The organism is Luteimonas salinilitoris (assembly GCF_041300785.1).
Classification (GTDB): Bacteria; Pseudomonadota; Gammaproteobacteria; order Xanthomonadales; family Xanthomonadaceae; genus Luteimonas; species Luteimonas salinilitoris.
Map to the genome: position 1 here is coordinate 111,838 of NZ_JBFWIB010000003.1, position 22,510 is coordinate 134,347.

Consider the following 22,510-nt stretch of genomic DNA (forward strand, 5'->3'; position numbering starts at 1 on the left):
TTCGATGATCGGCCGGCGTGTCGTGAAATCGGCGTGAACGCGGGCGATGCCTATACCGCCTCCAGGGCCTCCGCCAGCCGCTCCACCGCGATCACCTCCATGCCCTTGAACGCGCCCGACTTGGGCGCGTTCGCCTTCGGCACGATCGCGCGCTTGAAGCCGTGCGTGGCCGCCTCACGCAGGCGCTCCTCGCCGTTGGGCACCGGGCGGATCTCGCCGGACAGGCCGATCTCGCCGAAGGCGACGGTCTTCTCCGGCAAGGGACGGTCCTGCAGCGACGACAGCACCGCCAGCAACACCGGCAGGTCGGCGGCGGTCTCCTGCACGCGGATGCCGCCGACGACGTTGACGAACACGTCCTGGTCGCCGACCACGATGCCGCCGTGCCGGTGCAGCACCGCCAGCAGCATCGCCAGGCGGTTCTGCTCCAGGCCCACCGCGACCCGGCGCGGGTTGGACAGCGGCGAGGCATCGACCAGCGCCTGCACTTCCACCAGCAGCGGCCGCGTGCCTTCGCGGGTGACCATCACGCAGCTGCCCGGCTGCGGCGTGCTGCCGCCGGAGAGGAAGATCGCCGACGGGTTCGGCACTTCCTTCAACCCCTTGTCGCCCATCGCGAACACGCCGAGCTCGTTGACCGCGCCGAAGCGGTTCTTGAACGCGCGCAGCACGCGGAAGCGGCTGCCGCTCTCGCCCTCGAAATACAGCACCGCATCGACCATGTGCTCGAGCACGCGCGGTCCCGCGATGCCGCCTTCCTTGGTGACGTGGCCGACCAGGAACACCGCGGTGCCGGTCTCCTTGGCGTAGCGCACCAGCCGTGCGGCGCTCTCGCGCACCTGGCTGACCGAGCCGGGCGCCGCGGTCAGCGATTCGGTCCACAGCGTCTGCACCGAGTCGGCGACGATGAGTTTGGGCCGGGTCGCGGCAGCGTGCTCGAGGATGGCCTCGACCCCGGTCTCCGCCAGCGCCTGCAGGCCGTCGAGCGGCAGGTCGAGCCGTGCCGCGCGACCGGCCACCTGCGCCAGCGATTCCTCGCCGGTGACGTACAGCGCCGGCAGGGTCGGCGCCATCCGCGCCACCGCCTGCAAGAGCAGCGTGGACTTGCCGATGCCCGGATCGCCGCCGACCAGCACCACCGCGCCTTCCACCAGGCCGCCGCCGAGCACGCGGTCGAGTTCGCCGATACCGGTGGACACGCGCGCGTCTTCGCTGTGCCGCACGTCCTTGAGCGCGGTCACCTTCGGCGCATCGGCCTTCCCTGCCCAGCCGCTGCGGCGCGATGCCGGTCCCGCCTTCGCCGCCGCGGCCGGCTCGATCACGAACTCGCTCAGCGTATTCCACGCCCCGCACTCGCCGCACTGCCCCTGCCATTTGCCGTGGTCGGCACCGCACTCGGAACAGACGTAGGCGGTCCGCGCCTTGGCGGACGCGGGACGTGCGGCGGATTTGGCCATGCGGGAACCCCTGTTGGACTGCGCACAGGGTACCGGTGCGCGGTCGCGCCGGGCGAGACCGGACATCAAGCGGAAACGCGGGCTTGTCAGCCGCGCCGGCAGCGCAGTGACCGGCGTCCGAAGGACGCGAGCACGTCCGTCACGCGGCCGCCGGATAGCCCGCGATCGCGGTCGTCTTGCCGGACTGGAGGCGCGGCGGCAGCAGCAGCGCGGCAAAATCGGCATCGGAAACGATGCTGTAGCCGCAGGCTTCGATATCCCGGCGCAAGGCGCGCCACTCGGGCCGCGATGCCGACTCGCCGACGTCCTGCGACCAGCCGTGGCAGATCCCGCCGAGTGCGCGCATCTCCTCCAGCGGCAGCGCGCTACCGGCCGGTGCGATCACGTAACCATCCCCGTTGCCGGCCAGGAAGACATCGATACGACTGGGATCCATGAGGTTTTTCGTGCCGAAAATTCCGGGCGCTCAGGATGCCGTCGGTTTCGCAAACATTCGGTGAAATGCAGATGTCCGATCGATGAATGCGTGATCGGGGGCGACTTCTGGCGGTGACGGATTCAGGATCGCCGACGTGGCGTCCGGCGCGCCGTCCGCGCTGCGCGCCAGCCAATCGATTTCGCGTGCGACCCGACCGCGTCGCTAGTCTCAGGCCCCGGTCAGGCCGGCGCCGTCCGTACTCTTGTCGGCGGACTCGCGTTGCCTGAGGATCCGTTCCGCCTGTTCATCGGCGGCGGCGCGATGCTGCAACGATTTGCACATCTCGATCCCGGCCGCCGTCAGCATGGCCTCGCCGCCGAGCTGCTCGACCAGGCCGCTGTCGACCAGGCGGCCGACGATCTCGGTATCGCCCTCGGCCGGTTCGATGCGCTGGTCGATCCGCAGCAGCAGTTCGAGCAGGGCGAGATCCTCGAGCGGAATCGGATTCATGCATCACCTCGCAACGCGCGCGGCCGGTCGCGCCGGCAGCGCGGGCCGTATGGTGGAATATGGTGCCGGAAATAGGATTCGAACCTACGACCTACGCATTACGAATGCGCCGCTCTACCAACTGAGCTATTCCGGCAGGGTGTTGCAAGCCATTCCCGGTGGGAGCGGCCGTGGGCGAAGCGGGCCGCGGAGGCGCATTCTAGCGGGTCGACGCTCACTCGACCAGTTGCACCCGCAGTTCCCGGGGCAGCGCGAAGACCATGTTTTCCGGTTCGCCGTTCAGCTCGCGTACGCCGCCGGCGCCCAGCTCGTGCAGGCGCTGCAGCACGCCCTGCACCAGCACGTCCGGCGCCGAAGCGCCAGCGGTGACGCCCACATGACGACGGCCGGCGATCCAGGCCGGGTCGATCTCGCCGGCGCCGTCGACCAGGTGGGCCTCGACGCCGTCGCGCTCGGCCAGCTCGCGCAGCCGGTTGGAGTTGGAGCTGTTCGGCGAGCCGACCACCAGCACCAGGTCGCATTGGCGCGCCAGTTCGCGCACCGCGTCCTGACGGTTCTGGGTGGCGTAGCAGATGTCGTCGTTCCTGGGGCCCTGGATCGCCGGGAACTTCGCCCGCAGCGCCTCGATGATGGCGCGGGTGTCGTCGACCGACAGCGTGGTCTGGGTGGTGTAGGCCAGGTTGCCGGGCTGTCCCGGCGCCAGCGCGGCGACATCGTCGAGGTCCTCGACCAGGTAGATCGTGCCGTCGCCGGCCTCGGCCTGCCACTGCCCCATCGTGCCCTCGACCTCGGGATGGCCCGCATGGCCGATCAGCACCACGTCGCGGCCGGCGCGGCAGTGCCGTGACACCTCGAGATGCACCTTGGTCACCAGGGGGCAGGTCGCGTCGAACACCTTGAGGCCGCGCCGGGCCGCCTCGCCGCGCACCGCCTGCGAAACGCCGTGGGCGCTGAAGATCACGGTGGCGTCGTCCGGCACCTCGTCGAGTTCCTCGACGAACACCGCGCCGCGGCGGCGCAGGTCCTCGACCACGTAGCGGTTGTGCACCACCTCGTGGCGCACGTAGATCGGCGCGCCCAGCGTTTCCAGGGCGCGCTTGACGATCTCGATGGCGCGATCGACACCGGCGCAGAAACCGCGGGGATTGGCGAGGACGATGTCCATTGGGGGGATTCTACTCCGCCGATGGGCGGTGGGCTGGACGGGAGGTAAGCGAATGGGCCGAGAAACGAGTGGAGAGGAGCGAGAAACGAGAGAAAAGCTGGCGCGCTCCTATTCGTTTCTCGTTTCTCGTTTCTCGTTCCTCGCCCCAAGCAGCCCGAACAGCGCGATCCCGATCGCTCCACCGACGATCGCCGAGTCGGCCAGGTTGAACGCCGGCCAGTAGTGGTCGCGCCAGTGCCACTGGATGAAGTCGACCACGTGGCCGTGCAGCTGGCGATCGATGACGTTGCCGAGCGCGCCGCCGATGACCAGCGCGAACGGCAGCGCGGTCCTCCAGTCGCTGCGTGGCGTGCGCGCCAGCCACCAGGCCAGCAGGCCGCTGATGCCGAACGCCAGCGCGGTGAAGAACCACTTCTGCCAGCCGCCGGCGTCGGCCAGGAAGCTGAACGCGGCGCCCGTGTTGTAGGTGCGGTACCAGTTCCAGAACCCCTCGATCACCGGGATCGCGGTGTACTCCGGCAGGCTGGTGAGCACCCACCATTTGGTGAGCTGGTCGAGCACGATCACCAGCACCGAGACCAGCAGCCACGGAAGCGCGTTGGGTTTGTGCGTCGCCGTCATCGGGCTTCCTCGTAGGAGCGCGTCATACGCGCGATGCCGCGGGCGAGGCGCCGCCCGCTAATTCCGGTGACCAGCGCGCCTGCCGGTCCGAGATCGCGGCATCCACCGGATCCTGCGGAAACCCGCGGCATCGCGCGTATGACGCGCTCCTACGGGCAGCGTGACGACGGACTCGGGTCAGAACCATTGCCGGTCCTCCCCCGGACCCTCGACATTCGACACGCAGCGGCCGCACAGTTCCGGGTGCTCCGCGTCCGCGCCGACGTCGGCGCGACGCTGCCAGCAGCGTACGCACTTCGGCTTCGCCGTGGGCGTGGCGACGACGCCGGCATCGGCCGCGGCGGCATCGTCCTCCACGATCGCCACGTCGCCGCTGATGAACAGGAAACGCAGCTCGTCGGCCAGCGGCGCCAGCCGGGCCCGCCCGGCCGCGTCGCAGCGCAGGGTGATCTCCGCATCCAGCGCGGCACCGATCTCGCCGCTGGCGCGCATCGGCTCCAGCACCTTCGACACCCGCTCGCGCAGTTCGAGCAGGCGGTCGAAATCCTCCGCCGACAAGGGCGCGTCCGCCGGCAATGGCGCCAGGCCCTCGTACCAGGTGGCGAACAGCACGTTGTCCGCACGCGCCCCCTGCGCGGTGGTCGCCGGCAGGTGCCGCCACATCTCGTCGGCGGTGAAGCTCAGGATCGGCGCGATCCAGCGCACGAAGGCCTCGGCGATGCGGTACATCGCGCTCTGCGCGCTGCGGCGCCCGCGCGAATCCTCCGGCATGGTGTACAGCCGGTCCTTGGTCACGTCGAGGTACAGCGAGCCGAGCTCGACGCTGCAGAAGTTCGACAGCGCCTGCACGATCTCCGGGAAGTCATAGCGCTCGTACGCTGCGGCGATCTTCTCCTGCAGCGCGTGCGCGCGGTGCACGATCCAGCGGTCCAGCGCCACCATGTCGTCGAGCGGAAGCAGGTGCGCGGCCGGATCGAAGCCGTTGAGGTTGCCGAGCAGGAAGCGCGCGGTGTTGCGGATGCGGCGGTAGGCGTCGGCGCTGCGCTTGAGGATCTCGTCGGACACCGACATCTCGTTGCGGTAGTCGGCGGCGGCGATCCACAGCCGCAGCACGTCGGCGCCCATCGCGTCCATCACCTTCTGCGGCGCGACTACATTGCCCAGAGACTTCGACATCTTGCGTCCGTCGGCGTCGACCGCGAAGCCATGCGTGAGCACCTGCCGGTACGGCGCCACGCCGTCCATCGCCACGCCGGTCAGCAGCGACGACTGGAACCAGCCGCGGTGCTGGTCGGAACCTTCCAGGTACAGCTCGGCCGGCTTGTGCAGGCCGTCCTCAGGCCGCTGTTCGAGCACGCAGGCGTGGGTGACGCCGGAGTCGAACCAGACGTCAAGGATGTCGTTCACCTTCTCGTAGCGCGGCGCGTCCTCGCCCAGCAGCTCGGCCGGATCGAGCGCGTACCAGGCGTCGACGCCTTCGCGCTCGATGCGCTCGGCGACCCGGCGCATCAGCGCCGCCGAATCCGGATGCGGCGCGTGGCTCTCGCGGTCGATGAACAATGCGATCGGCACGCCCCAGTAGCGCTGGCGCGAGATCGTCCAGTCCGGGCGCCCCTCCACCATGCCGGCGATGCGCGCCCGGCCCCAGTCGGGGAACCACTGCACCTTGTCGATCGCGGCCAGCGCGTCGCGGCGCAGGTGCGCCTGCTCCATCGAGATGAACCACTGTGGCGTGGCGCGGAACGCCACCGGCGTCTTGTGGCGCCAGCAGTGCGGATAGCTGTGCTGCAGCGGCGCATGCGCGAGCAGGGTGCCGTTGCCGCGCAACGCTTCGACGATCAGCGCGTTGGCCTTCCAGATGTGAACGCCGGCGATGACCGTGTCGCCCGCCGGTGGCGTCGACGCCAGATAGACGCCGCGCGCATCGACCGGGTTGAGTTCGGCCGCGGTGTAGCGCTCGTTGATACCGTAGCGCCGGCCGACCACGAAGTCCTCCTGGCCGTGGCCGGGCGCGGTGTGCACCGCACCGGTGCCGTCCTCGTCGGAGACGTGCCCGCCGAGGATCAGCGGGATGTCGCGCGCGGCGTAGAACGGATGGCGCAGCTGCAACCCTTCCATCGCCGAACCCTTGGCGCGGCCGAGCACGGTCACCGCGTCCACGCCGTAGCGCTGCAGCGCACTCGCCGCCAGCGCCTCGGCCAGCACCAGCAGCTGGCGGCGGCCGTCACGCTGCGGACCCTCGACCAGCACGTAGTCGAGTTCGGCGCCGAGCGACACCGCCACCGAGGCCGGCAGCGTCCACGGCGTGGTGGTCCAGATCGGCACCGCCACGACGGTGGCGTCGTCGACGGCGACACCGAACGCCTGCGCCAGCGCGCGCGGATCCTGCTCCGCATAGGCGACGTCGATCGCCGGCGACTGCCGGTCGGCGTACTCGATCTCGGCCTCGGCCAGCGCCGACTGGCAGTCGAAGCACCAGTGCACCGGCTTGAAGCCGCGGGTGACGTGGCCGCGCTCGACGATCCGCGCCAGCGCGCGCAGCATGTCGGCCTCGTAGCGGAAGGTCATGGTGCGATAAGGATTGTCCCAGTCGCCGATCACGCCCAGGCGCTTGAAGTCGCTGCGCTGCAGTTCGATCTGCTCGGCCGCGTACTCGCGGCATCTGGCCCGGAACGCGGCGGCGTCGAGCTTCTCGCCGACCTTGCCGTACTGCTTCTCCACCGCATGCTCGATCGGCAGGCCATGGCAGTCCCAGCCCGGCACGTAGGGCGCGTCGAAGCCGGCCAGCAGCCGCGACTTCACGATCGCGTCCTTGAGCACCTTGTTGACCGCGTGGCCGATGTGGATCACGCCGTTGGCATACGGCGGACCGTCGTGCAGCACCCAGGTCGGGCGCCCCTTCGCATGCGCGCGGATGCGCGCGTACAGGCCTTCCTCTTCCCAGCGCGTCAGCGTCTGCGGCTCGCGCTTGGGCAGGTCACCGCGCATCGGGAACTCGGTCGCCGGCAGGAGGATGGTGGACTTGTAGCGGTTCGGGTCGGAGCTCACGCGCTGGCCTTGTTGCAATGGAGTGAACGAAAGCCCCTCTCCGTTGGCGGAGAAGAAGCCCGCTTGCGAGCCACCGGCTCGCGGGTCGATGAACGCCTCCGCGCCATGCGCGGAGGTCCGGGATTCCCGGTGCGGCCGGGGCCGCGCCGGAAACGGGTCAAGGGTACGGTGAAGGTACGATGGTCCAGGCGTCTGCCGTTCCGCCGCCTCATCCGGCGCTTCGCGCCATCTTCTCCCAGTGGGAGGAGGGAACGTGTTGCAGATCCGCCGGGGTCATGGAGGTGGCCAGCAGCTGCCGCGCTTGCGAGGCGTCCCTGTCCATCTGCGCGACCAGGGCAGGCAGATCGTCGAACTTCTCCTCGTCGCGCAGGCGCGCGACGAACTCGACCTCGATCCGGCGCCCGTACAGGTCGCCGTCGAAATCGAACAGGTGCGCCTCCAGCAGCGGCTCGACGCCGCCCACGGTCGGCCGCGTGCCGAAGCTCGACACCGCCGGCCATGGCCTGCCCGGATCGGTACCGCTGGCGACGCCGTGCACGCGGGTGGCGTAGATGCCGCGCAGCGCCGGCGTCTTGCCGCCGAAGCGCAGGTTGGCGGTCGGGTAGCCGAGCGTGCGACCGAGCTTGCGTCCGCGCACCACATGCCCGGAAATCGCGTACGGGCGGCCGAGCAGGCGGGTGGCGGCGGCGAAGTCGCCCGCGGCCAGTGCCGCGCGGACCCGGGTGCTGGAGACGCGTTCGCCGTCGAGCGCCAGCGGCTCGATCTCGCCGGCGACGAAGCCGAGCGCTTCGCCCGCGCGCCGCAGGGTGCCGAGATCGCCGCCGCGACGATGGCCGAAGCGGAACCCCGGCCCGACCCAGACCTCGCGCGCGCGCAACCGGCCAGCCAGCACCAGGTCGATGAATGCTTCCGCCGACAGCGCCGCCATCCGCGCATCGAAACGCAGCAGGCCGACCGTGTCGGCGCCGAGCGCCTCGAGGGCGAGCACCTTGGCGCGCGGCAGCATCAGCCGCGGCGGCGGTGCCGCCGGCGCGAAGAACTCGCGCGGCAGCGGTTCGAAACTCAGCGCGACCGCGGACACGCCGAGCGCATGCGCGCGCGCGACCGCGTGCCGCACCAGCGCCTGGTGGCCCGAATGCAGGCCGTCGAAGGCACCGATGCAGACCACACTGCCGCCCGGACACACCGGCCCGCCGTCGATGTCGCGAAAAAGCGTGCTCATAGAAGCCCGGGAGTATAAGACCAGACGCAACCCACCGAACCGCCGCCTGGTCCCCGAAGCCAGCGACACCCGACAGCCCACCGTAGGAGCGCGCCATGCGCGCGATGCCGCGGGTGCCGGCCGGATCCGGTGGATGCCGCGATTCCGGACCGGCAGGCGCGCCGGTCACCGGAGTTCGCGGGCGGCGCAATGCCCGCGGCATCGCGCGCATGGCGCGCTCCTACGGGCGAGAGCCATGCACGCTTACGCCCGCAGGTCGCGCGGGCGGATGCCCTGCAGCCACAGCATCGCCGCATAGACCGCGCCGCCGCTGCCGACCACCACCGCCAGCTTCCATGCCCGCTCCGTCCAGTGCCAGCCGGTCCAGCCCGGCCAGGCCCAGAGCAGCGCGCCGACCACCGCCACCATCGCCAGGCTCGCCAGCAGCAACTGCCGCGCGAACCGCAGCCATCCCGGCTGCCGCTGGTACACCCCGGCGCGGCGCAGGAACCACCACAGCTGCAGCGCGTTGGTCCAGCCCGCCAGCGCGATCGCCAGCGCCAGGCAGACGTGCGCGCCCGGCAGTTCGGCCAGGGCCGCCCGCGGCCCGGCATCGCCGGTCAGCGCCCGGGCCGCGGCCCCGGCATCGCTCAGGTACAGCAGCGCGGCCAGCAAGCCCAGCGACAGCACCACGTTCACCGCCACCGCCGCCACCGCGGCCTTCACCGGCGTGCGCGTGTCCTGTCGCGCGTAGAACGCCGGCGCCAGCACCTTCACCAGCAGGAATGCCGGCAGCGCGACCGACAGCGCGACCACGCTCCAGCCGGCCATTTGCGTGTCGCGGGCATCGAACCGGCCATGCTGGAACAGCGTCGCCACCAGCGCCTCGGCGCACAGCATCAAGCCCAGGCAGGCCGGCACCCCGATCAGCAGGCAGAGCCGCAGTCCCCAGTCGAGCGCCCTGGAGAATCCGTCCGGATCGGTCGCGGCATGGCGACCGGACAGGTGCGGCAGGATCACCGTGCCGATGGCGACGCCGAACATGCCCAGCGGGAACTCGAGCAGCCGGTCCGAGAAATACAGCCAGGTCACGCTGCCGCCGATCAGGAACGAGGCCAGCACCGTGTTCAGCAGCAGGTTGAGCTGCGCCACCGACGAGCCGAACAGGGTCGGCACCATCAACCGCATGATCCGGCGCACGCCGGCGTGCGCCGCACCCCAGCGCGGCCGCGGCAGCAGCCCCAGCCGCGCCAGCGACGGCAGTTGGAAGCCCAGTTGCAGGATGCCGGCGGCGAGCACGCCCCAGGCCAACGCCATGATCGGCTGCTGCATCCGCGGCGCCAGCGCCAGCGCCGCGGCGATCATCGCCAGGTTCAGCAGTACCGGCGACAGCGCCGGCACCGCGAACCGCCGGTAGCTGTTGAGGATGCCGCCGGCCAGCGACGCCATCGAGATGAACAGCAGGTACGGGAAGGTGATCCGCAGCATGTCCACGGTCAGCCGACCCTGCTCGCCATCGAGATCGAATCCGGGTGCGAACACCCGGACCACCGCCGGCGCGGCCAGCACCGCCAGCGCGGTCAGCACCAGCAGCACCGCCAGCAGGGTGCCGGCGACGCGGTCGACCAGCGCCTTCACCGCCGCGTGGTCGTGCTTCTCGCGGTACTCGGCCAGCACCGGCACGAACGCCATCGAGAACGAACCTTCCGCCGAGAGCCGGCGCAGGAAGTTCGGGATCCGGAACGCCACCACGAACGCGTCCATGGCCGGCCCGGCACCGAACACCGCGGCGTAGACCTGATCGCGGACCAGGCCGGAAATGCGCGAGACGAAGGTCATCGCGCTGAATACGGCGGTCGAGCGCAGCAGCCCCCCGGAACGGGCGGCGCGGGCGGGCGGCGCGGCGCCCGGATCGGGCGCGCTCACCGCCTCGCTCCGGCGTGTTCTTCCGGGTTGACCCAAGTCACTGAATCCCCCATAATTTCCGGCTCGTTTGTCCAGCCGCCCGTCCGAATCGGCGCTGGCACCCCAGTTTCGTCATCCCCAGTTTCCAGGATTCCGCCGTGGCCAACATCAAGTCCGCCAAGAAGCGCGCCAAGCAGACCGTCGTGCGCAACCAGCGCAACGGCAGCCAGCGCTCGATGCTCCGTACCGCCGTGAAGAAGGTGCTCAAGGCGCTCGACGCCAACGATGCCGCCGCTGCCCAGGAGGCCTTCCAGGCCGCCCAGCCGCTGCTCGACCGCTTCAGCGCGCGCGGCCTGATCCACCGCAACAAGGCCGCCCGCCACAAGAGCCGCCTGACCGCGCGGATCAAGGCGCTGCAGGCCGCCTGAGGCCAGTCCTCCGGTCGTTGCGAAAAACCCGGCTCCGGCCGGGTTTTTTATTGCCCCGGGGAAAAGCAAATCGCTTCGCGATTCCCTGCGCGCGCCAGCGCGCACCGCCTCACTCCGCATCACGCGCCTCGCGCTCCTCTTCGTCCAGGCGGTCGAGGAACGCCTGCACCTGCAGCATCACCTCGCGGGTACCGGCGTGGGCCAGGCCCGAGATCAGGAACCACGGCTGCTCCCAGCCGAGCGCGGCGATGACGCGCCCGGCCTCGGCCTGCGCCTCCTCGTCCGGCAGCAGGTCGGCCTTGTTGAGCAGCAGCCAGCGCGGCTTGTGCAGCAGGCCGGCGTCGAACTTGCCCAGCTCGCGCTCGATCGCGCGCACCTGGTCGACCGCGTCGCCGCCGTCAAGCGGCCGGACCTCCACCAGGTGCAGCAGCAGCCGGGTGCGCTGGATGTGGCGCAGGAACAGCGCGCCGAGGCCGGCGCCCTCGGCCGCACCCTCGATCAGGCCCGGGATGTCCGCGATCACGAAGCTGCGATGCGGCTCGGTGCTGACCACGCCCAGGTTCGGATACAGCGTGGTGAACGGATAGTCCGCGACCTTCGGCGTCGCCGCCGACACGGCGCGGATCAGCGTGCTCTTGCCGGCATTGGGGAACCCCAGCAGGCCGACGTCGGCCAGCAGCTTCAATTCCAGCTTCAGCGTGCGCTCCTCGCCCTCCTCGCCGGGCGTGGCCTTGCGCGGCGAGCGGTTGACCGAGCTCTTGAAGTGCATGTTGCCGAGCCCGCCGCGGCCGCCGCGCGCCACCAGCAGCCGCTGCCCGTGCGTGGCGAGGTCGCCGATGACCTCGTCGGTCGCGACATTCATCACCACGGTGCCGACCGGCACCGTCACGATCAGCGGCTCGCCGGCCTTGCCGTACATCTGCCGGCCCATGCCGTTCTCGCCGCGTTGCGACTGGAAGCGCTTCTGGTGGCGGAAGTCGACCAGGGTGTTGAGATTCTCGTCGGCCTGCAGCCAGACGCTGCCGCCGTCGCCGCCGTCACCGCCGTCCGGGCCGCCCAGCGGGATGAACTTCTCGCGCCGGAATCCGATGCAGCCGTTGCCGCCCTTGCCGGCGATGACGGTGATTTCGGCTTCGTCTACTAACTTCATGGGGGAAGGCCGGGAATGGGGAATCGGGAATCGGGAATGGAAAGCGCGATCACCGCGCCCGCAGTTTACCGGGCAATAGGCACGCGGACGCGGCAACCGATCGGATCATGCAGCCGCGGTCCGCAGTCGACTGGTGGGAAATCGGCAGCTGCACCCGATCAGAACGATCGAGCATGCTTTGCCGATTCCCAATTCCCCATTCCCGATTCCCGGCTCCACCAACGAAAAGCCCCGCCGAAGCGGGGCCCTTCATCTCGCGGTGCGCGCGGATCAGTCCGCAGCGACCACGCTCACCGTGCGGCGCTTCTTGGCACCCTTGGTGGCGAACTCGACGGTGCCGTCGACCAGCGCGAACAGCGTGTGGTCGCGGCCCAGGCCGACGCCCGTACCCGGATGGAACTGGGTGCCGCGCTGGCGCACGATGATGTTGCCGGCCCCGATCGCCTGGCCGCCGTAGATCTTGACGCCGAGGTACTTCGGGTTGGAATCGCGGCCGTTGCGGCTGGAACCTACGCCCTTTTTATGTGCCATGGCTGCGTCTCCTCAGTTCTTCTGCCCACCGGCGATGCCGGTGATCTCGATTTCGGTGTAATGCTGCCGGTGCCCCTGACGCTTCATGTGGTGCTTGCGGCGGCGGAACTTGATGATCCGCACCTTGTCGGCGCGGCCGTGGGACTTGACGGTGGCGGTGACGGTGGCGCCCTGGAGCGCGTCGCCGAGCGTGACGCCCTCACCGTCGCCCAGCATCAGGACCTGATCGAACTTGACCTGATTGCCGGCTTCGGTGTCGAGCTTCTCGACGCGAATCGTCTCGCCTTCCATCACGCGGTACTGCTTACCGCCAGTGACGATGACTGCGTACATGACCAGACTTCCTCTGTAGTTATTGTGGTCGCTGCCCGGGATCGAGCCCGGACAGAAGCGGAATTGTATGGCTTTCAGCAGGTTAGGGTCAACCGCGCCAGGCAGACCCGTCAGCGACGGCCAGGATGAACGCGCCGCCGCGCGTTGCGAAGGGAAACGACGGCAGAAAGCCACCGGTCACCAGCGCGCGCGACCGGGGCTGAGGCCCTACGGAGCCCTGGGGATGCCGTCGCAGCGGCTGAGACGGCCCGGGCCCAGACTGGCCCGTCGCTTGGCAAAATGGGGGTTTGCCCCCATGTCCGCCGCTCGGTAGGCTGTTCGATTGCCGTCCCACCTCCCCCCGCCCGGCCGCCCACGCGCCGGGACAACCCGGATTCCTCCCCGATGGCGATGGACTACATCCGCATCCGCGGTGCCCGTACCCACAATCTGAAGAACATCGATCTCGACCTGCCGCGCGACAAGCTGATCGTGATCACCGGCCTGTCCGGCTCCGGTAAGTCCTCGCTGGCGTTCGACACCATCTACGCCGAGGGCCAGCGCCGCTATGTCGAGTCGCTGTCGGCCTACGCCCGGCAGTTCCTCAGCGTGATGGAGAAGCCGGACATCGACCACATCGAGGGGCTGAGCCCGGCGATCTCGATCGAGCAGAAGTCGACCTCGCACAACCCGCGCTCGACCGTCGGCACCATCACCGAGATCTACGACTACCTGCGCCTGCTGTACGCGCGGGTGGGCATGCCGCGCTGCCCGGACCACCACTACCCGCTCGAGGCGCAGACGGTCAGCCAGATGGTCGACCAGGTGCTGACCCTGGATCCCGAGCAGCGCTGGATGCTGTTGGCGCCGGTGATCCGCGAGCGCAAGGGCGAGCACGCGCAGATCTTCGAGCAATTGCGCGCCCAAGGTTTCGTGCGCGTGCGCGTGGACGGCGCGGTGTACGAGATCGACGCGGTGCCGACGCTGGCATTGCGGCAAAAGCACACGATCGAAGCGGTGATCGACCGCTTCAAGGTCCGCGAGGACATCAAGCAGCGCCTGAGCGAAAGCTTCGAGACCGCGCTCAAGCTCGGCGACGGCATGGTTTCGGTACGCTCGCTCGATCGTCCGGAAGCCGAGCCGCACCTGTTCTCGTCCAAGTACAGCTGCCCGGTCTGCGACTACGCCCTGCCGGAGCTGGAGCCGCGGCTGTTCTCGTTCAACTCACCGGTGGGCGCCTGCCCGAGCTGCGACGGACTCGGCGTGAGCCAATTCTTCGATCCAGCCCGGGTGGTGGTGCACCCGGAGCTCAGCCTGGCCGCGGGCGCGGTGCGCGGCTGGGACCGCCGCAACCACTACTACTTCCAGCTGATCGCGTCGCTGGCCAAGCACTACCGTTTCGACGTCGACACGCCCTGGCACGAGCTGTCGGAGAAGGCGCGCGAGGCGGTGCTGTTCGGCAGCGGCGGCCAGGCCATCAGCTTCACCTACATCACCGAGGGCGGCAGCCGCAGCCAGCGCAAGCACCGGTTCGAGGGCATCATCCCGAACCTGGAACGGCGCTACCGCGAGACCGAATCCTCGGCGGTGCGCGAGGAGCTGTCGAAGTACATCAGCGAGCGCGCCTGCCCCGACTGCGGCGGCGCCCGCCTCAACCGCTCGGCGCGCAACGTGTTGGTCGCCGACCGCCCGCTGCCGGAGATCGTGGTGCTGCCGATCGGTGAGGCGCTGGCGTTCTTCGGCGAGATGACCCTGCCCGGCTGGCGCGGCGAGATCGCGACCAAGATCGTCAAGGAGATCCGCGAACGGCTGAACTTCCTGGTCGACGTCGGCCTCGACTATCTCACCCTAGAGCGCAAGGCCGACACCCTGTCCGGCGGCGAGGCCCAGCGCATTCGCCTGGCCTCGCAGATCGGCGCCGGCCTGGTCGGGGTGATGTACGTGCTCGACGAGCCGTCGATCGGCCTGCACCAGCGCGACAATGCGCGCCTGCTGGACACGCTGGTCCGGCTGCGCGACCTCGGCAACACCGTGATCGTGGTCGAGCACGACGAGGACGCGATCCGCCTGGCCGACCACATCGTCGACATCGGCCCCGGTGCGGGCGTGCACGGCGGCGAGGTGATCGCGCAGGGCGAGTACCGCGACATCCTCGAGGCGCCGCGCTCGCTGACCGGCCAGTACCTGTCCGGCAAGCGCCGGATCGAGGTGCCGACGCGGCGCCACAAAGCCAACGCCAAGATGCAGCTCAAGCTGCGCGGCGCCTCCGGCAACAACCTGCAGGATGTCGACCTGACGATCCCGGCCGGGCTGTTCACCGCGATCACCGGCGTGTCCGGCTCCGGCAAGTCGACGCTGATCAACGACACCCTGTACAAGCTCACCGCCAACGAGATCAACGGCGCCTCGCACAAGCCGTCGCCGTACCGCGACGTCGAGGGTCTGGACCTGTTCGACAAGATCGTCGACATCGACCAGTCGCCGATCGGCCGCACGCCACGTTCCAATCCGGCCACCTATACCGGGCTGTTCACGCCGCTGCGCGAGCTGTTCGCGCAGGTGCCGGAGTCGCGCGCGCGCGGCTATTCGCCGGGCCGCTTCAGCTTCAACGTGCGCGGCGGCCGCTGCGAGGCCTGCCAGGGCGACGGGCTGATCAAGGTCGAGATGCACTTCCTGCCCGACGTGTACGTGCCCTGCGACGTCTGCCACGGCAAGCGCTACAACCGTGAGACCCTGGAGATCCAGTACAAGGGTCACAGCATCCATGACGTGCTGCAGATGACGGTCGAGGACGCGCTGGAGCTGTTCCAGCCGGTGCCATCGATCGCGCGCAAGCTGGAGACGCTGCTGGACGTCGGCCTGGGCTACATCCGCCTCGGCCAGCCGGCGACCACCCTGTCGGGCGGCGAGGCGCAGCGCGTCAAGCTGTCGAAGGAACTGTCGCGGCGCGACACCGGGCGCACCCTGTACATCCTCGACGAGCCGACCACCGGCCTGCACTTCCACGACATCGAGCACCTGCTGGCGGTGCTGCACAAACTACGCGACGACGGCAATACCGTGGTGGTGATCGAGCACAACCTCGACGTGATCAAGACCGCCGACTGGGTGATCGACCTCGGCCCCGAGGGCGGGCACCGCGGCGGACGCATCATCGCCGAGGGTACGCCCGAGGACGTGGCGGGCATGGCGCATTCGTACACCGGACAGTTCCTGGCGAACATGCTCGGCCGCCCGGCGCCCGCGGCGAAGCGCGCGGCACCGGACGCCGGCGCCAAGCCGGCGCGCAAGAAGCGAGCGCCCGCCCGCCGCGCCAGCGCCTGAGACGCTAGGAACGAGAAACGAGGAGTGAGAAACGAGTGAGAGCATTCCACCTCTCGTCTCCCTCCTCTCGTTTCCCTCCTCTCGTTTCTCACTCCTCGTTTCTCACTCTTCGCTCTTCTGCCCATGAACGACAAGCCCGCTCCCGTCCTGTTCCGCATGCCGATCGCGCTGCGCTGGCGCGACCTGGACGCGTTCAACCACGTCAACAACTCGAACTTCCTGACCTACCTGGAAGAGGCTCGCATCCGCTGGTTCGATTCGCTGGACGAGGAATGGGTGACCGAGCGCACCGCACCGCTGCTCGCGGCCGTGCAGATCAACTACCGGCGGCCGATCCCGTATCCGGCGAGCGTGATGGTGGAACTGTCGTGCGAGCGCCTGGGCAGCAGCAGCGTCACCATCGCTCATCGCATCCTCAGCGAGGACGGTGCCACGCTGTACGCCGACGGCCATGTGGTGATGGTCTGGGTGGAACGCGCCAGCGGCCGGCCGACGCCTTTGCCCGACGCGGTGCGGCGCGCTGCGGGGGGATGATCGGAGTCGGAGTCGGAGTCGGAGTCGGAGTCGGAGTCGGAGTCGGAGTCGGAGTCGGAGTCGGAGTCGGAGTCGGAGTCGGAGTCGGAGTCGGAGTCGGAGTCGGAGTCGGAGTCGGAGTCGGAGTCGGAAAAGCGTAGCGCTCTTGCTCGTCATCCCGGCGCAAGCCGCGCCGGACGGACCTATCCGTTGCGGTGAGACAGGGCCCGTCGCCACGGGTAGCGTCAATGACTAGCCGGGATCAGTTGTTGATGCTGCCCGAAAGCAAAATGGACCCGGATTGCGCAGGGACCACGGAAAAAAACGGTTACCCTCACCGTTCCCCGATTCCCGATTCCAACGAATCCCAGCCCCATGCCTCTGATCGAAACCATCCGCCACGACGGCGGCATCGTCGAACTGAAGCTCTCGCGCCCCCCGGTGAACGCCCTGAACCCCGAGCTCTGCGCAGAGTTGCGCGCAACCCTCGGCACGTGCGTGGACGAAGGCGCCGAGGCGCTGGTCCTGTCGGGCGGCCCCAAGGTGTTTTCGGCCGGCCTCGACGTGCCGCACCTGCTGGCGTTGCAGGACGACGCCGGCGCACTGCGCGACGCCTGGACCACATTCTTCGACGCGGCGCGCGCGCTCGCCGGCTGCCCGCTGCCGGTGGCCGCGGCGATCGCCGGCCACGCCCCGGCCGGCGGCTGCGTGCTGGCGCTGTGCTGCGACTACCGGGTGATGGCCGACGGCCCCTTCACCATCGGCCTCAACGAGACCCAGGTCGGCATCGCGATCCCACCCGGCATCCTGCGGCTGATGCAGCGTGTGGTCGGCCGGCACCATGCCGAGCGCCTGCTGGTCGCAGGGGACATGATCCCGGCCGATCGCGCACACGCGATCGGGCTGGTGGACGAACTGACCGGCATCGACGAGGTCGTCACCCGCAGCGTCGCCTGGCTGCACGGCCTGCTGCAGCTGCCGCGCAAGGCGATGCTGGCCACCCGCGCACTGGCACGCGCCGATCTGGTCGAGGCGCTGACGCCGGAAAGCCTGCAGCTCGAGCATTTCCTGCGCGAATGGCACGACCCCGCCACCCAGCAGGCGTTGCGCGAAATGGTGGCGCGGATCGGCAAGGGCTGAACCTGTTTTTTGATTTTCCGCACGTTTGGCAGCCACGCAAGGCATCGGCCGGACGTCCAGGCACACCGGAGCCCCGTAGGAGCGCGCCATGCGCGCGATACCGCGCTCCTACGGGGAGACGGTAGCCTGCGCCGTTCGCGCTCAGGCGTCGCCGATGGCAACCGGGCGCGCCGGATCCTCGATCCAGCCGCTCCACGAACCGGTGTAAAGGCGTGCTCCCGGCAACCCGGCGTGCGTCATCGCCAGCAAGTGGTGGCAGGCGGTAACGCCGGAACCGCACATCGCCGCCGCGTCGGCAGGCCCACTTCCCCGCAGCGCACGTTCGAACTCCGTCCGCAGGCGCGCCGCGGACTTGAAGCGCCCGTCGATCAGGTTGTCGGCATAGGGACGGCTGGTCGCGCCGGGCACATGCCCGGCCACGCGGTCGATCGGTTCGACCTCGCCGCGGAAGCGCTCGCCGGCGCGAGCGTCGAGCAGCAGATTGCCGCGCTCCAGATGCGCCTGCACCTGCGGCGCATCGAGCAGGCGCACGGCGTCGAACGCCGCCGCCGGAAAGTCCACCGCGACCGGCACCGGGACCGATGACTCCCGCGGCAGCCCGAGCGCGCACCAGCGCGCACAGCCACCATCGAGCACCGCCACCCGGCGATGCCCGAGCGTATGCAGCAGGAACCACAACCGTGCGGCGAAGGCACCGTCGCCGGCATCGTAGGCGACCACCTGGTGCCGCGGCGAAATGCCCCAAGCCCCCAGCCGCCGGCACAGTTCCGCGGCATCGGGCCAGGGGTGGCGGCCGGCGCCGCTGCCCGCCGGCGCGGTGCCCGACAGGTCGCGGTCCATGTCCGCATGCACCGCCCCCGGAACGTGCCCGTCGCTGTAATCGCGGGCGCCGGCATCGGGATCGGCCAGGGAGTGCCGGCAGTCGACCACCGCCAGATCGGCCCGCCCGAGCGCGGCGGCCAGTTCCTCCGCCTGCACCAGCGTGGTCCAGTCGGGCGTCATGCGTCGTCTCCTGCGGCTTCTCGCAGCCGCTCGCGCAGGTTCAACAGGATCGAGGCCGTCGCGCCCCAGATCCGGTGCGGCGAGATGGTCTCATCGCTGCGGAACTGCAGCACCTCGCGACGCCGGCCGCCGTAGTCCACTTCCAGCCGCTGCAGGCTTTGCGGCGCCAGCAGGAACGCCAGCGCGACCTCGAACACCTCGGCCACCTCGGCGGGATCCGGGACCGGCACGAACGCCGGATCGATCGCCGCCACCGCCGGCAGCACGCGATAGCCGCTGACGGTCAGCATCGGATCGAGATAGCCCAGCGGCTCGACCTGCGCCGGCGACAGGCCGATCTCCTCGCGCGCCTCGCGCAGGGCTGCGGCCAGCGGATCGCGGTCGTCCGGCTCGATGCGGCCGCCGGGAAAACTGACCTGGCCGGCATGCTGGCGCAGCATCTCGGTCCTGCGCGTCAGCAGCACCCGCGGACCGTCGGCGCGCTGCACCAGGCCGACCAGCACGGCGGCCTCGAAGCGTTTGCCGGCGGCGGGCAGCAGGTCGGCGATCTCGTCGCGGTTCCATCCGTCGCCGGCCGGCGGGGCGTCCAGCGGATGCAACGCCCGCGCCAGGCCGGGAACGGAGACCCCCAGCTTCATGTGCGCTGCGCTTCGCGCGCAGGCAGTTCCGATTCCATCAGCCGCAGCCGCTCGTCGTCGCCCATCTGCGACCAGCGCGCGATCTCGGCGGAAGTGCGGTGACAGCCCAGGCACAGCCCCTCGCCGTCCAGCATGCAGACGCCGGTGCATGGGCTGAGGACGGCACGGAAGGCAGAGGTCATGACCCGAAGAAGATTAGTCGATGGCAGAAAAACGCCACGCCGGCGGGAGCCGGCGTGGCGTTGGACTTGCGGATGGGGCGCTGGATCCCGGCTTTCGCCGGGATGACGTACCGGCAAAGCCGTGCGCTGCGCGCACGGGCCGGTACGTCACTTGATGCTGACGAGCTTGACGTCGAAGACCACCGCCTGGTTCGGGCCGATCGGCGACTGCGGGGTGTTGCCGTAGGCCTGTTCGGCCGGCAGCACCAATTCCCAGCGCGCGCCGGTCGGCATGTTGGTCAGCGCCTCGCGCAGGCCGACCAGCGGGATCTCGCTGAGCTTCACCGTGACCGGGCCGGCCTGCTGGCCTTCCTGCGCGGTGTAGGTGTCGACGAAGGTCGGGCCATTCGGCAGGTTGCCCTTGTAGTGCAGCTCCACTTCGCTGTTCTGGGTCGGCTTGGCGCCGCCGCCGGTCTCGATCACGCGGTACTGCACGCCGCTGGGCAGGGTCTGCACGCCGGACTTGGCGCGGTTCTGCGCCAGGAAGGCGTCGCTCTTGGTCTTGTTCTCGACAGACGCCTTCTCGAATTCGGCCTTGGCCTGGGCCATCCGCCGCTGCTGCATGCCTTCCACGGCGCTGCGCAGCTGCTCGACCGGCACCGCCGGGTCGCGCCGCGCGTAGCCGTCCTGCACCGCCTTGACCACGGTGTTGATGTCGATCTGCTCGCCGCTTTCGACCAGATTGCGGCCGAGGTCGTAGCCGAGCGCATAGCTCAGCCGACCCTGCTCGGACGAGGTGTCCTGGGCCGCGGCGGCGCCGGCGGTCAGGGTCAGTGCCGCAAGGGTGGCGGCAAGCAAACGCAACTTCATGCGGTAGATCTCCAGATGATTGTCGTGATGGTTCGGCTCACGTGAACGGTCGAACCGCCACGAACGAACGCGCTAGGATAGCCGCCGCCGGGCTCAACTTCCAGCGACGGCAACCCGTCCGACTCCGCCGACCGCGGTAAGTTCCAGGCGGCGTTCGCGCCCTTCCCCCTTCACATTCGACAATCGCCGATGACCGACTCCCCGCTGCTGATCGCCGACCACGATGCCGTCCGCGTCGTCACCGTCAACCGCCCGGACAAGCTGAATGCATTGAATGCGGCGACCCTCGATGCCCTGCACGATGCCTTCGAGGCGATCGCCGCCGAGCCGGCGGTCCGGGTCGCGGTGCTGACCGGGGCCGGCCCCAAGGCGTTCGTCGCCGGCGCCGACATCGCCGAGATGTCCGGCCTGAGCGCGGTCGAGGGTCGGGACTTCTCGCAGCGCGGGCAGCGCACCATGCGCCGGATCGAGACCTTGCCCAAGCCGGTGATCGCCATGGTCAACGGTTTCGCCCTGGGCGGCGGCCTGGAGCTGGCCATGGCCTGCCACCTGCGCATCGCCGCCGACAGCGCCCGGCTCGGGCAGCCGGAAGTCAATCTCGGCCTGATCCCGGGCTTCGGCGGCACCCAGCGCCTGCTGCGGCTGGCCGGGCGCGCCGCGGCGCTGGAACTGTGCCTGCTGGGCGCGCCGATCGATGCCGCCCGCGCCCACCAGCTCGGCCTCGTCAATCGCGTGGTCGCGGCGGCGGCGCTCGAGGCAGAGACCATGAAACTGGCGGCGCAACTGGCCACCGCCGCGCCGTTGGCGCTGCGCGGAATCCTCGACTGCATCAACAGCGGCGGCGAGTGCGGGATCGAGGAAGGCCTGGCCTACGAGACCGCCCAGTTCGGCCTGGCGTTCTCGACCGAGGACATGCGCGAAGGCACCGCGGCTTTCCTGGAAAAGCGCCGGCCCTCATTCCGCAATCGCTGAATCGCATGCCCCGCTCCCCCGACGCCAGCACACGCACCGACGAGCGCGCCCGCACGCTGCTGCGGCTGCTCGACGCCGACGACCTGGACGCCGCGATCGAGGCCGGCCTGGCCGATTTCGACGCCGATGCCGCGGCGTCCCTGCCGGCGGCGGACCGCGACCGGCTGCGCGCAGCCCGCGACCGGCTGCTGGCCGCCTGGGCGGCGCGCGAGCGCCACCGCTCCCGCAATGCGCGGCTGGCCCGCCGCGCCGCCGAGCGCGAGGCCCGGCGCACGCCCCCGGCCGCCGGGATCGGCAAGCCGCGACTGCCGGCCGCAGCCGCGGCGGCACTGGCCCGGGCGAAGGCCCGTGCCGGGGGCCCTGGCGCGTGAGCGGCGCCGATGCAGGCGGAGCGGCAAAACCGAAACCGTCGGTCCGCCGTCGCGGCCCGACGCTCAAGCGCGACGAGATCCATGAGATGTTCTCGCGCCTGGCCGAACTCGACCCGAACCCGACCACCGAACTCGAGTACGACACCCCGTTCGAGCTGCTGGTGGCGGTGATCCTCTCGGCGCAGGCCACCGATGTCGGCGTCAACAAGGCGACCCGGCGGCTGTATCCGGTGGCCAACACGCCGCAGAAGATCCTCGCCCTCGGCGAGGACGGCCTGAAGCGCTACATCTCCACCATCGGCCTGTTCAACGCCAAGGCCAGGAACGTGATCGCCACCTGCCGGATCCTGGTCGAGCGCCACGGCGGCGAGGTCCCCCGCGACCGCGCCGCACTGGAAGCGCTGCCCGGGGTCGGCCGCAAGACCGCCAACGTGGTGCTCAACACCGCCTTCGGCGAACCCACCATCGCCGTCGACACCCATATCTTCCGCGTCGCCAACCGCACCGGACTGGCCCCGGGCAAGGACGTGCGCGCGGTGGAGGACGGCCTGCTGAAGCGGGTGCCGCCCGAATTCCTGCAGAACGCCCACCACTGGCTGATCCTGCATGGCCGCTATGTCTGCAAGGCGCGCCGGCCCGAGTGCCCGGTCTGCGTGATCCGCGACTTGTGCCGGTTTCCGAACAAGACCACCGCGGAAAGCTGAGCCGCTAGTTCCTGACCCTGACGACTTCCTCGCGGCGCGATGAGCAAGGCAGCTAAGAAGAAGCCCCGC

The 22,510-nt window shown here is 69.9% G+C and carries 20 protein-coding genes, 1 tRNA gene and 1 pseudogene; 7 read left to right on the plus strand and 15 right to left on the minus strand.

The window, feature by feature from the left end:
- Positions 1-50 precede the first annotated feature (50 nt).
- The 9 genes from radA to murJ all read right to left on the minus strand — a co-directional run bounded on the left by radA (position 51) and on the right by murJ (position 10,289).
- Complete coding sequence (gene radA, locus AB5T46_RS07245; protein ID WP_370563225.1) at positions 51-1,457, minus strand: DNA repair protein RadA; 1,407 nt, start codon at positions 1,455-1,457, stop codon at positions 51-53.
- Between the two features lie 139 nt (positions 1,458-1,596).
- Complete coding sequence (locus AB5T46_RS07250) at positions 1,597-1,893, minus strand: hypothetical protein (RefSeq protein WP_370563226.1); 297 nt, start codon at positions 1,891-1,893, stop codon at positions 1,597-1,599.
- 210 nt (positions 1,894-2,103) lie between these two features.
- A complete protein-coding gene (locus AB5T46_RS07255; RefSeq protein ID WP_370563227.1) occupies positions 2,104-2,385 on the minus strand; it encodes a hypothetical protein in 282 nt (93 codons plus the stop codon).
- Positions 2,386-2,445: 60 nt separating this feature from the next.
- Positions 2,446-2,521 (minus strand) — tRNA-Thr (locus tag AB5T46_RS07260).
- Between the two features lie 78 nt (positions 2,522-2,599).
- Positions 2,600-3,550 (minus strand): 4-hydroxy-3-methylbut-2-enyl diphosphate reductase, encoded by a 951-nt coding sequence (ispH, locus tag AB5T46_RS07265; protein ID WP_370563228.1) that lies wholly within the window; start codon positions 3,548-3,550, stop codon positions 2,600-2,602.
- A gap of 108 nt (positions 3,551-3,658) precedes the next feature.
- A complete protein-coding gene (gene lspA, locus AB5T46_RS07270) occupies positions 3,659-4,171 on the minus strand; it encodes a signal peptidase II (protein WP_370563229.1) in 513 nt (170 codons plus the stop codon).
- 177 nt (positions 4,172-4,348) lie between these two features.
- Entirely contained in the window at positions 4,349-7,159 is a 2,811-nt protein-coding gene (gene ileS, locus AB5T46_RS07275) for an isoleucine--tRNA ligase (RefSeq protein WP_370563414.1), read from the minus strand.
- 268 nt (positions 7,160-7,427) lie between these two features.
- Positions 7,428-8,441: a bifunctional riboflavin kinase/FAD synthetase gene (locus tag AB5T46_RS07280; RefSeq protein ID WP_370563230.1), complete on the minus strand. Its 1,014-nt coding sequence runs from the start codon at positions 8,439-8,441 to the stop codon at positions 7,428-7,430.
- A gap of 243 nt (positions 8,442-8,684) precedes the next feature.
- Entirely contained in the window at positions 8,685-10,289 is a 1,605-nt protein-coding gene (gene murJ, locus AB5T46_RS07285) for a murein biosynthesis integral membrane protein MurJ (protein WP_370563415.1), read from the minus strand.
- Between the two features lie 194 nt (positions 10,290-10,483).
- Here murJ and rpsT point away from each other — a divergent pair, with 194 nt between their 5' ends.
- The gene (gene rpsT / locus AB5T46_RS07290; RefSeq protein WP_149196183.1) at positions 10,484-10,753 is read left to right on the plus strand and encodes a 30S ribosomal protein S20; all 270 of its coding nucleotides are present in this window, start codon (positions 10,484-10,486) and stop codon (positions 10,751-10,753) included.
- 109 nt (positions 10,754-10,862) lie between these two features.
- Here the strand turns inward: rpsT and cgtA are convergent, their stop codons facing one another.
- The 3 genes from cgtA to rplU all read right to left on the minus strand — a co-directional run bounded on the left by cgtA (position 10,863) and on the right by rplU (position 12,767).
- Positions 10,863-11,903, minus strand: a complete 1,041-nt coding sequence (gene cgtA, locus AB5T46_RS07295) for an Obg family GTPase CgtA (RefSeq protein ID WP_370563231.1) — start codon at positions 11,901-11,903, stop codon at positions 10,863-10,865.
- A 270-nt stretch (positions 11,904-12,173) separates the two neighbouring features.
- The gene (gene rpmA, locus AB5T46_RS07300) at positions 12,174-12,434 is read right to left on the minus strand and encodes a 50S ribosomal protein L27 (RefSeq protein ID WP_370563232.1); all 261 of its coding nucleotides are present in this window, start codon (positions 12,432-12,434) and stop codon (positions 12,174-12,176) included.
- Between the two features lie 12 nt (positions 12,435-12,446).
- Positions 12,447-12,767, minus strand: a complete 321-nt coding sequence (gene rplU / locus AB5T46_RS07305) for a 50S ribosomal protein L21 (protein ID WP_370563233.1) — start codon at positions 12,765-12,767, stop codon at positions 12,447-12,449.
- 384 nt (positions 12,768-13,151) lie between these two features.
- Between rplU and uvrA the strand changes: the two genes are divergently transcribed.
- From uvrA to AB5T46_RS07320, 3 genes are all read left to right on the plus strand, one after another.
- Positions 13,152-16,070, plus strand: coding sequence for an excinuclease ABC subunit UvrA (gene uvrA, locus AB5T46_RS07310; RefSeq protein WP_370563234.1), 2,919 nt, complete (start codon positions 13,152-13,154; stop codon positions 16,068-16,070).
- Positions 16,071-16,193: 123 nt separating this feature from the next.
- A complete protein-coding gene (locus AB5T46_RS07315; RefSeq protein ID WP_370563235.1) occupies positions 16,194-16,604 on the plus strand; it encodes an acyl-CoA thioesterase in 411 nt (136 codons plus the stop codon).
- Between the two features lie 354 nt (positions 16,605-16,958).
- Positions 16,959-17,723, plus strand: a complete 765-nt coding sequence (locus AB5T46_RS07320; RefSeq protein WP_370563236.1) for an enoyl-CoA hydratase/isomerase family protein — start codon at positions 16,959-16,961, stop codon at positions 17,721-17,723.
- A 141-nt stretch (positions 17,724-17,864) separates the two neighbouring features.
- Here AB5T46_RS07320 and AB5T46_RS07325 read toward each other — a convergent pair whose 3' ends face one another.
- The 3 genes and pseudogenes from AB5T46_RS07325 to AB5T46_RS07335 all read right to left on the minus strand — a co-directional run bounded on the left by AB5T46_RS07325 (position 17,865) and on the right by AB5T46_RS07335 (position 20,394).
- The gene (locus tag AB5T46_RS07325; RefSeq protein ID WP_370563237.1) at positions 17,865-18,725 is read right to left on the minus strand and encodes a sulfurtransferase; all 861 of its coding nucleotides are present in this window, start codon (positions 18,723-18,725) and stop codon (positions 17,865-17,867) included.
- A pseudogene (locus tag AB5T46_RS07330) lies at positions 18,722-19,545 on the minus strand (NUDIX hydrolase). Before AB5T46_RS07330 ends, AB5T46_RS07325 begins: the two are co-directional and overlap by 4 nt.
- Positions 19,546-19,692: 147 nt before the next feature.
- Positions 19,693-20,394 carry an FKBP-type peptidyl-prolyl cis-trans isomerase N-terminal domain-containing protein gene (locus AB5T46_RS07335; protein WP_370563238.1) on the minus strand — a complete coding sequence of 234 codons (702 nt, stop codon included), beginning with the start codon at positions 20,392-20,394 and terminating at the stop codon, positions 19,693-19,695.
- 189 nt (positions 20,395-20,583) lie between these two features.
- On the opposite strand from AB5T46_RS07335, the gene AB5T46_RS07340 reads away from it, so the two are divergent.
- The 3 genes from AB5T46_RS07340 (at position 20,584) to nth (ending at position 22,441) form a co-directional block, all read left to right on the plus strand.
- Complete coding sequence (locus AB5T46_RS07340) at positions 20,584-21,366, plus strand: enoyl-CoA hydratase/isomerase family protein (RefSeq protein ID WP_370563239.1); 783 nt, start codon at positions 20,584-20,586, stop codon at positions 21,364-21,366.
- A 5-nt stretch (positions 21,367-21,371) separates the two neighbouring features.
- Positions 21,372-21,737, plus strand: a complete 366-nt coding sequence (locus AB5T46_RS07345; protein ID WP_370563240.1) for a hypothetical protein — start codon at positions 21,372-21,374, stop codon at positions 21,735-21,737.
- Between the two features lie 86 nt (positions 21,738-21,823).
- Complete coding sequence (gene nth / locus AB5T46_RS07350; protein ID WP_370563241.1) at positions 21,824-22,441, plus strand: endonuclease III; 618 nt, start codon at positions 21,824-21,826, stop codon at positions 22,439-22,441.
- The last annotated feature ends 69 nt before the right edge of the window (positions 22,442-22,510 follow it).

Coding starts and splice junctions, on each gene's coding strand:
- radA (WP_370563225.1), bottom strand. CDS start 1,457: ATGGCCAAATCCGCCGCACGTCCCGCGTCCGCCAAGGCGCGGACCGCC.
- AB5T46_RS07250 (WP_370563226.1), bottom strand. CDS start 1,893: ATGGATCCCAGTCGTATCGATGTCTTCCTGGCCGGCAACGGGGATGGT.
- AB5T46_RS07255 (WP_370563227.1), bottom strand. CDS start 2,385: ATGAATCCGATTCCGCTCGAGGATCTCGCCCTGCTCGAACTGCTGCTG.
- ispH (WP_370563228.1), bottom strand. CDS start 3,550: ATGGACATCGTCCTCGCCAATCCCCGCGGTTTCTGCGCCGGTGTCGAT.
- lspA (WP_370563229.1), bottom strand. CDS start 4,171: ATGACGGCGACGCACAAACCCAACGCGCTTCCGTGGCTGCTGGTCTCG.
- ileS (WP_370563414.1), bottom strand. CDS start 7,159: ATGCGCGGTGACCTGCCCAAGCGCGAGCCGCAGACGCTGACGCGCTGG.
- AB5T46_RS07280 (WP_370563230.1), bottom strand. CDS start 8,441: ATGAGCACGCTTTTTCGCGACATCGACGGCGGGCCGGTGTGTCCGGGC.
- cgtA (WP_370563231.1), bottom strand. CDS start 11,903: ATGAAGTTAGTAGACGAAGCCGAAATCACCGTCATCGCCGGCAAGGGC.
- rpmA (WP_370563232.1), bottom strand. CDS start 12,434: ATGGCACATAAAAAGGGCGTAGGTTCCAGCCGCAACGGCCGCGATTCC.
- rplU (WP_370563233.1), bottom strand. CDS start 12,767: ATGTACGCAGTCATCGTCACTGGCGGTAAGCAGTACCGCGTGATGGAA.
- uvrA (WP_370563234.1), top strand. CDS start 13,152: ATGGCGATGGACTACATCCGCATCCGCGGTGCCCGTACCCACAATCTG.
- AB5T46_RS07315 (WP_370563235.1), top strand. CDS start 16,194: ATGAACGACAAGCCCGCTCCCGTCCTGTTCCGCATGCCGATCGCGCTG.
- AB5T46_RS07320 (WP_370563236.1), top strand. CDS start 16,959: ATGCCTCTGATCGAAACCATCCGCCACGACGGCGGCATCGTCGAACTG.
- AB5T46_RS07325 (WP_370563237.1), bottom strand. CDS start 18,725: ATGACGCCCGACTGGACCACGCTGGTGCAGGCGGAGGAACTGGCCGCC.
- AB5T46_RS07335 (WP_370563238.1), bottom strand. CDS start 20,394: ATGAAGTTGCGTTTGCTTGCCGCCACCCTTGCGGCACTGACCCTGACC.
- AB5T46_RS07340 (WP_370563239.1), top strand. CDS start 20,584: ATGACCGACTCCCCGCTGCTGATCGCCGACCACGATGCCGTCCGCGTC.
- AB5T46_RS07345 (WP_370563240.1), top strand. CDS start 21,372: ATGCCCCGCTCCCCCGACGCCAGCACACGCACCGACGAGCGCGCCCGC.
- nth (WP_370563241.1), top strand. CDS start 21,824: ATGTTCTCGCGCCTGGCCGAACTCGACCCGAACCCGACCACCGAACTC.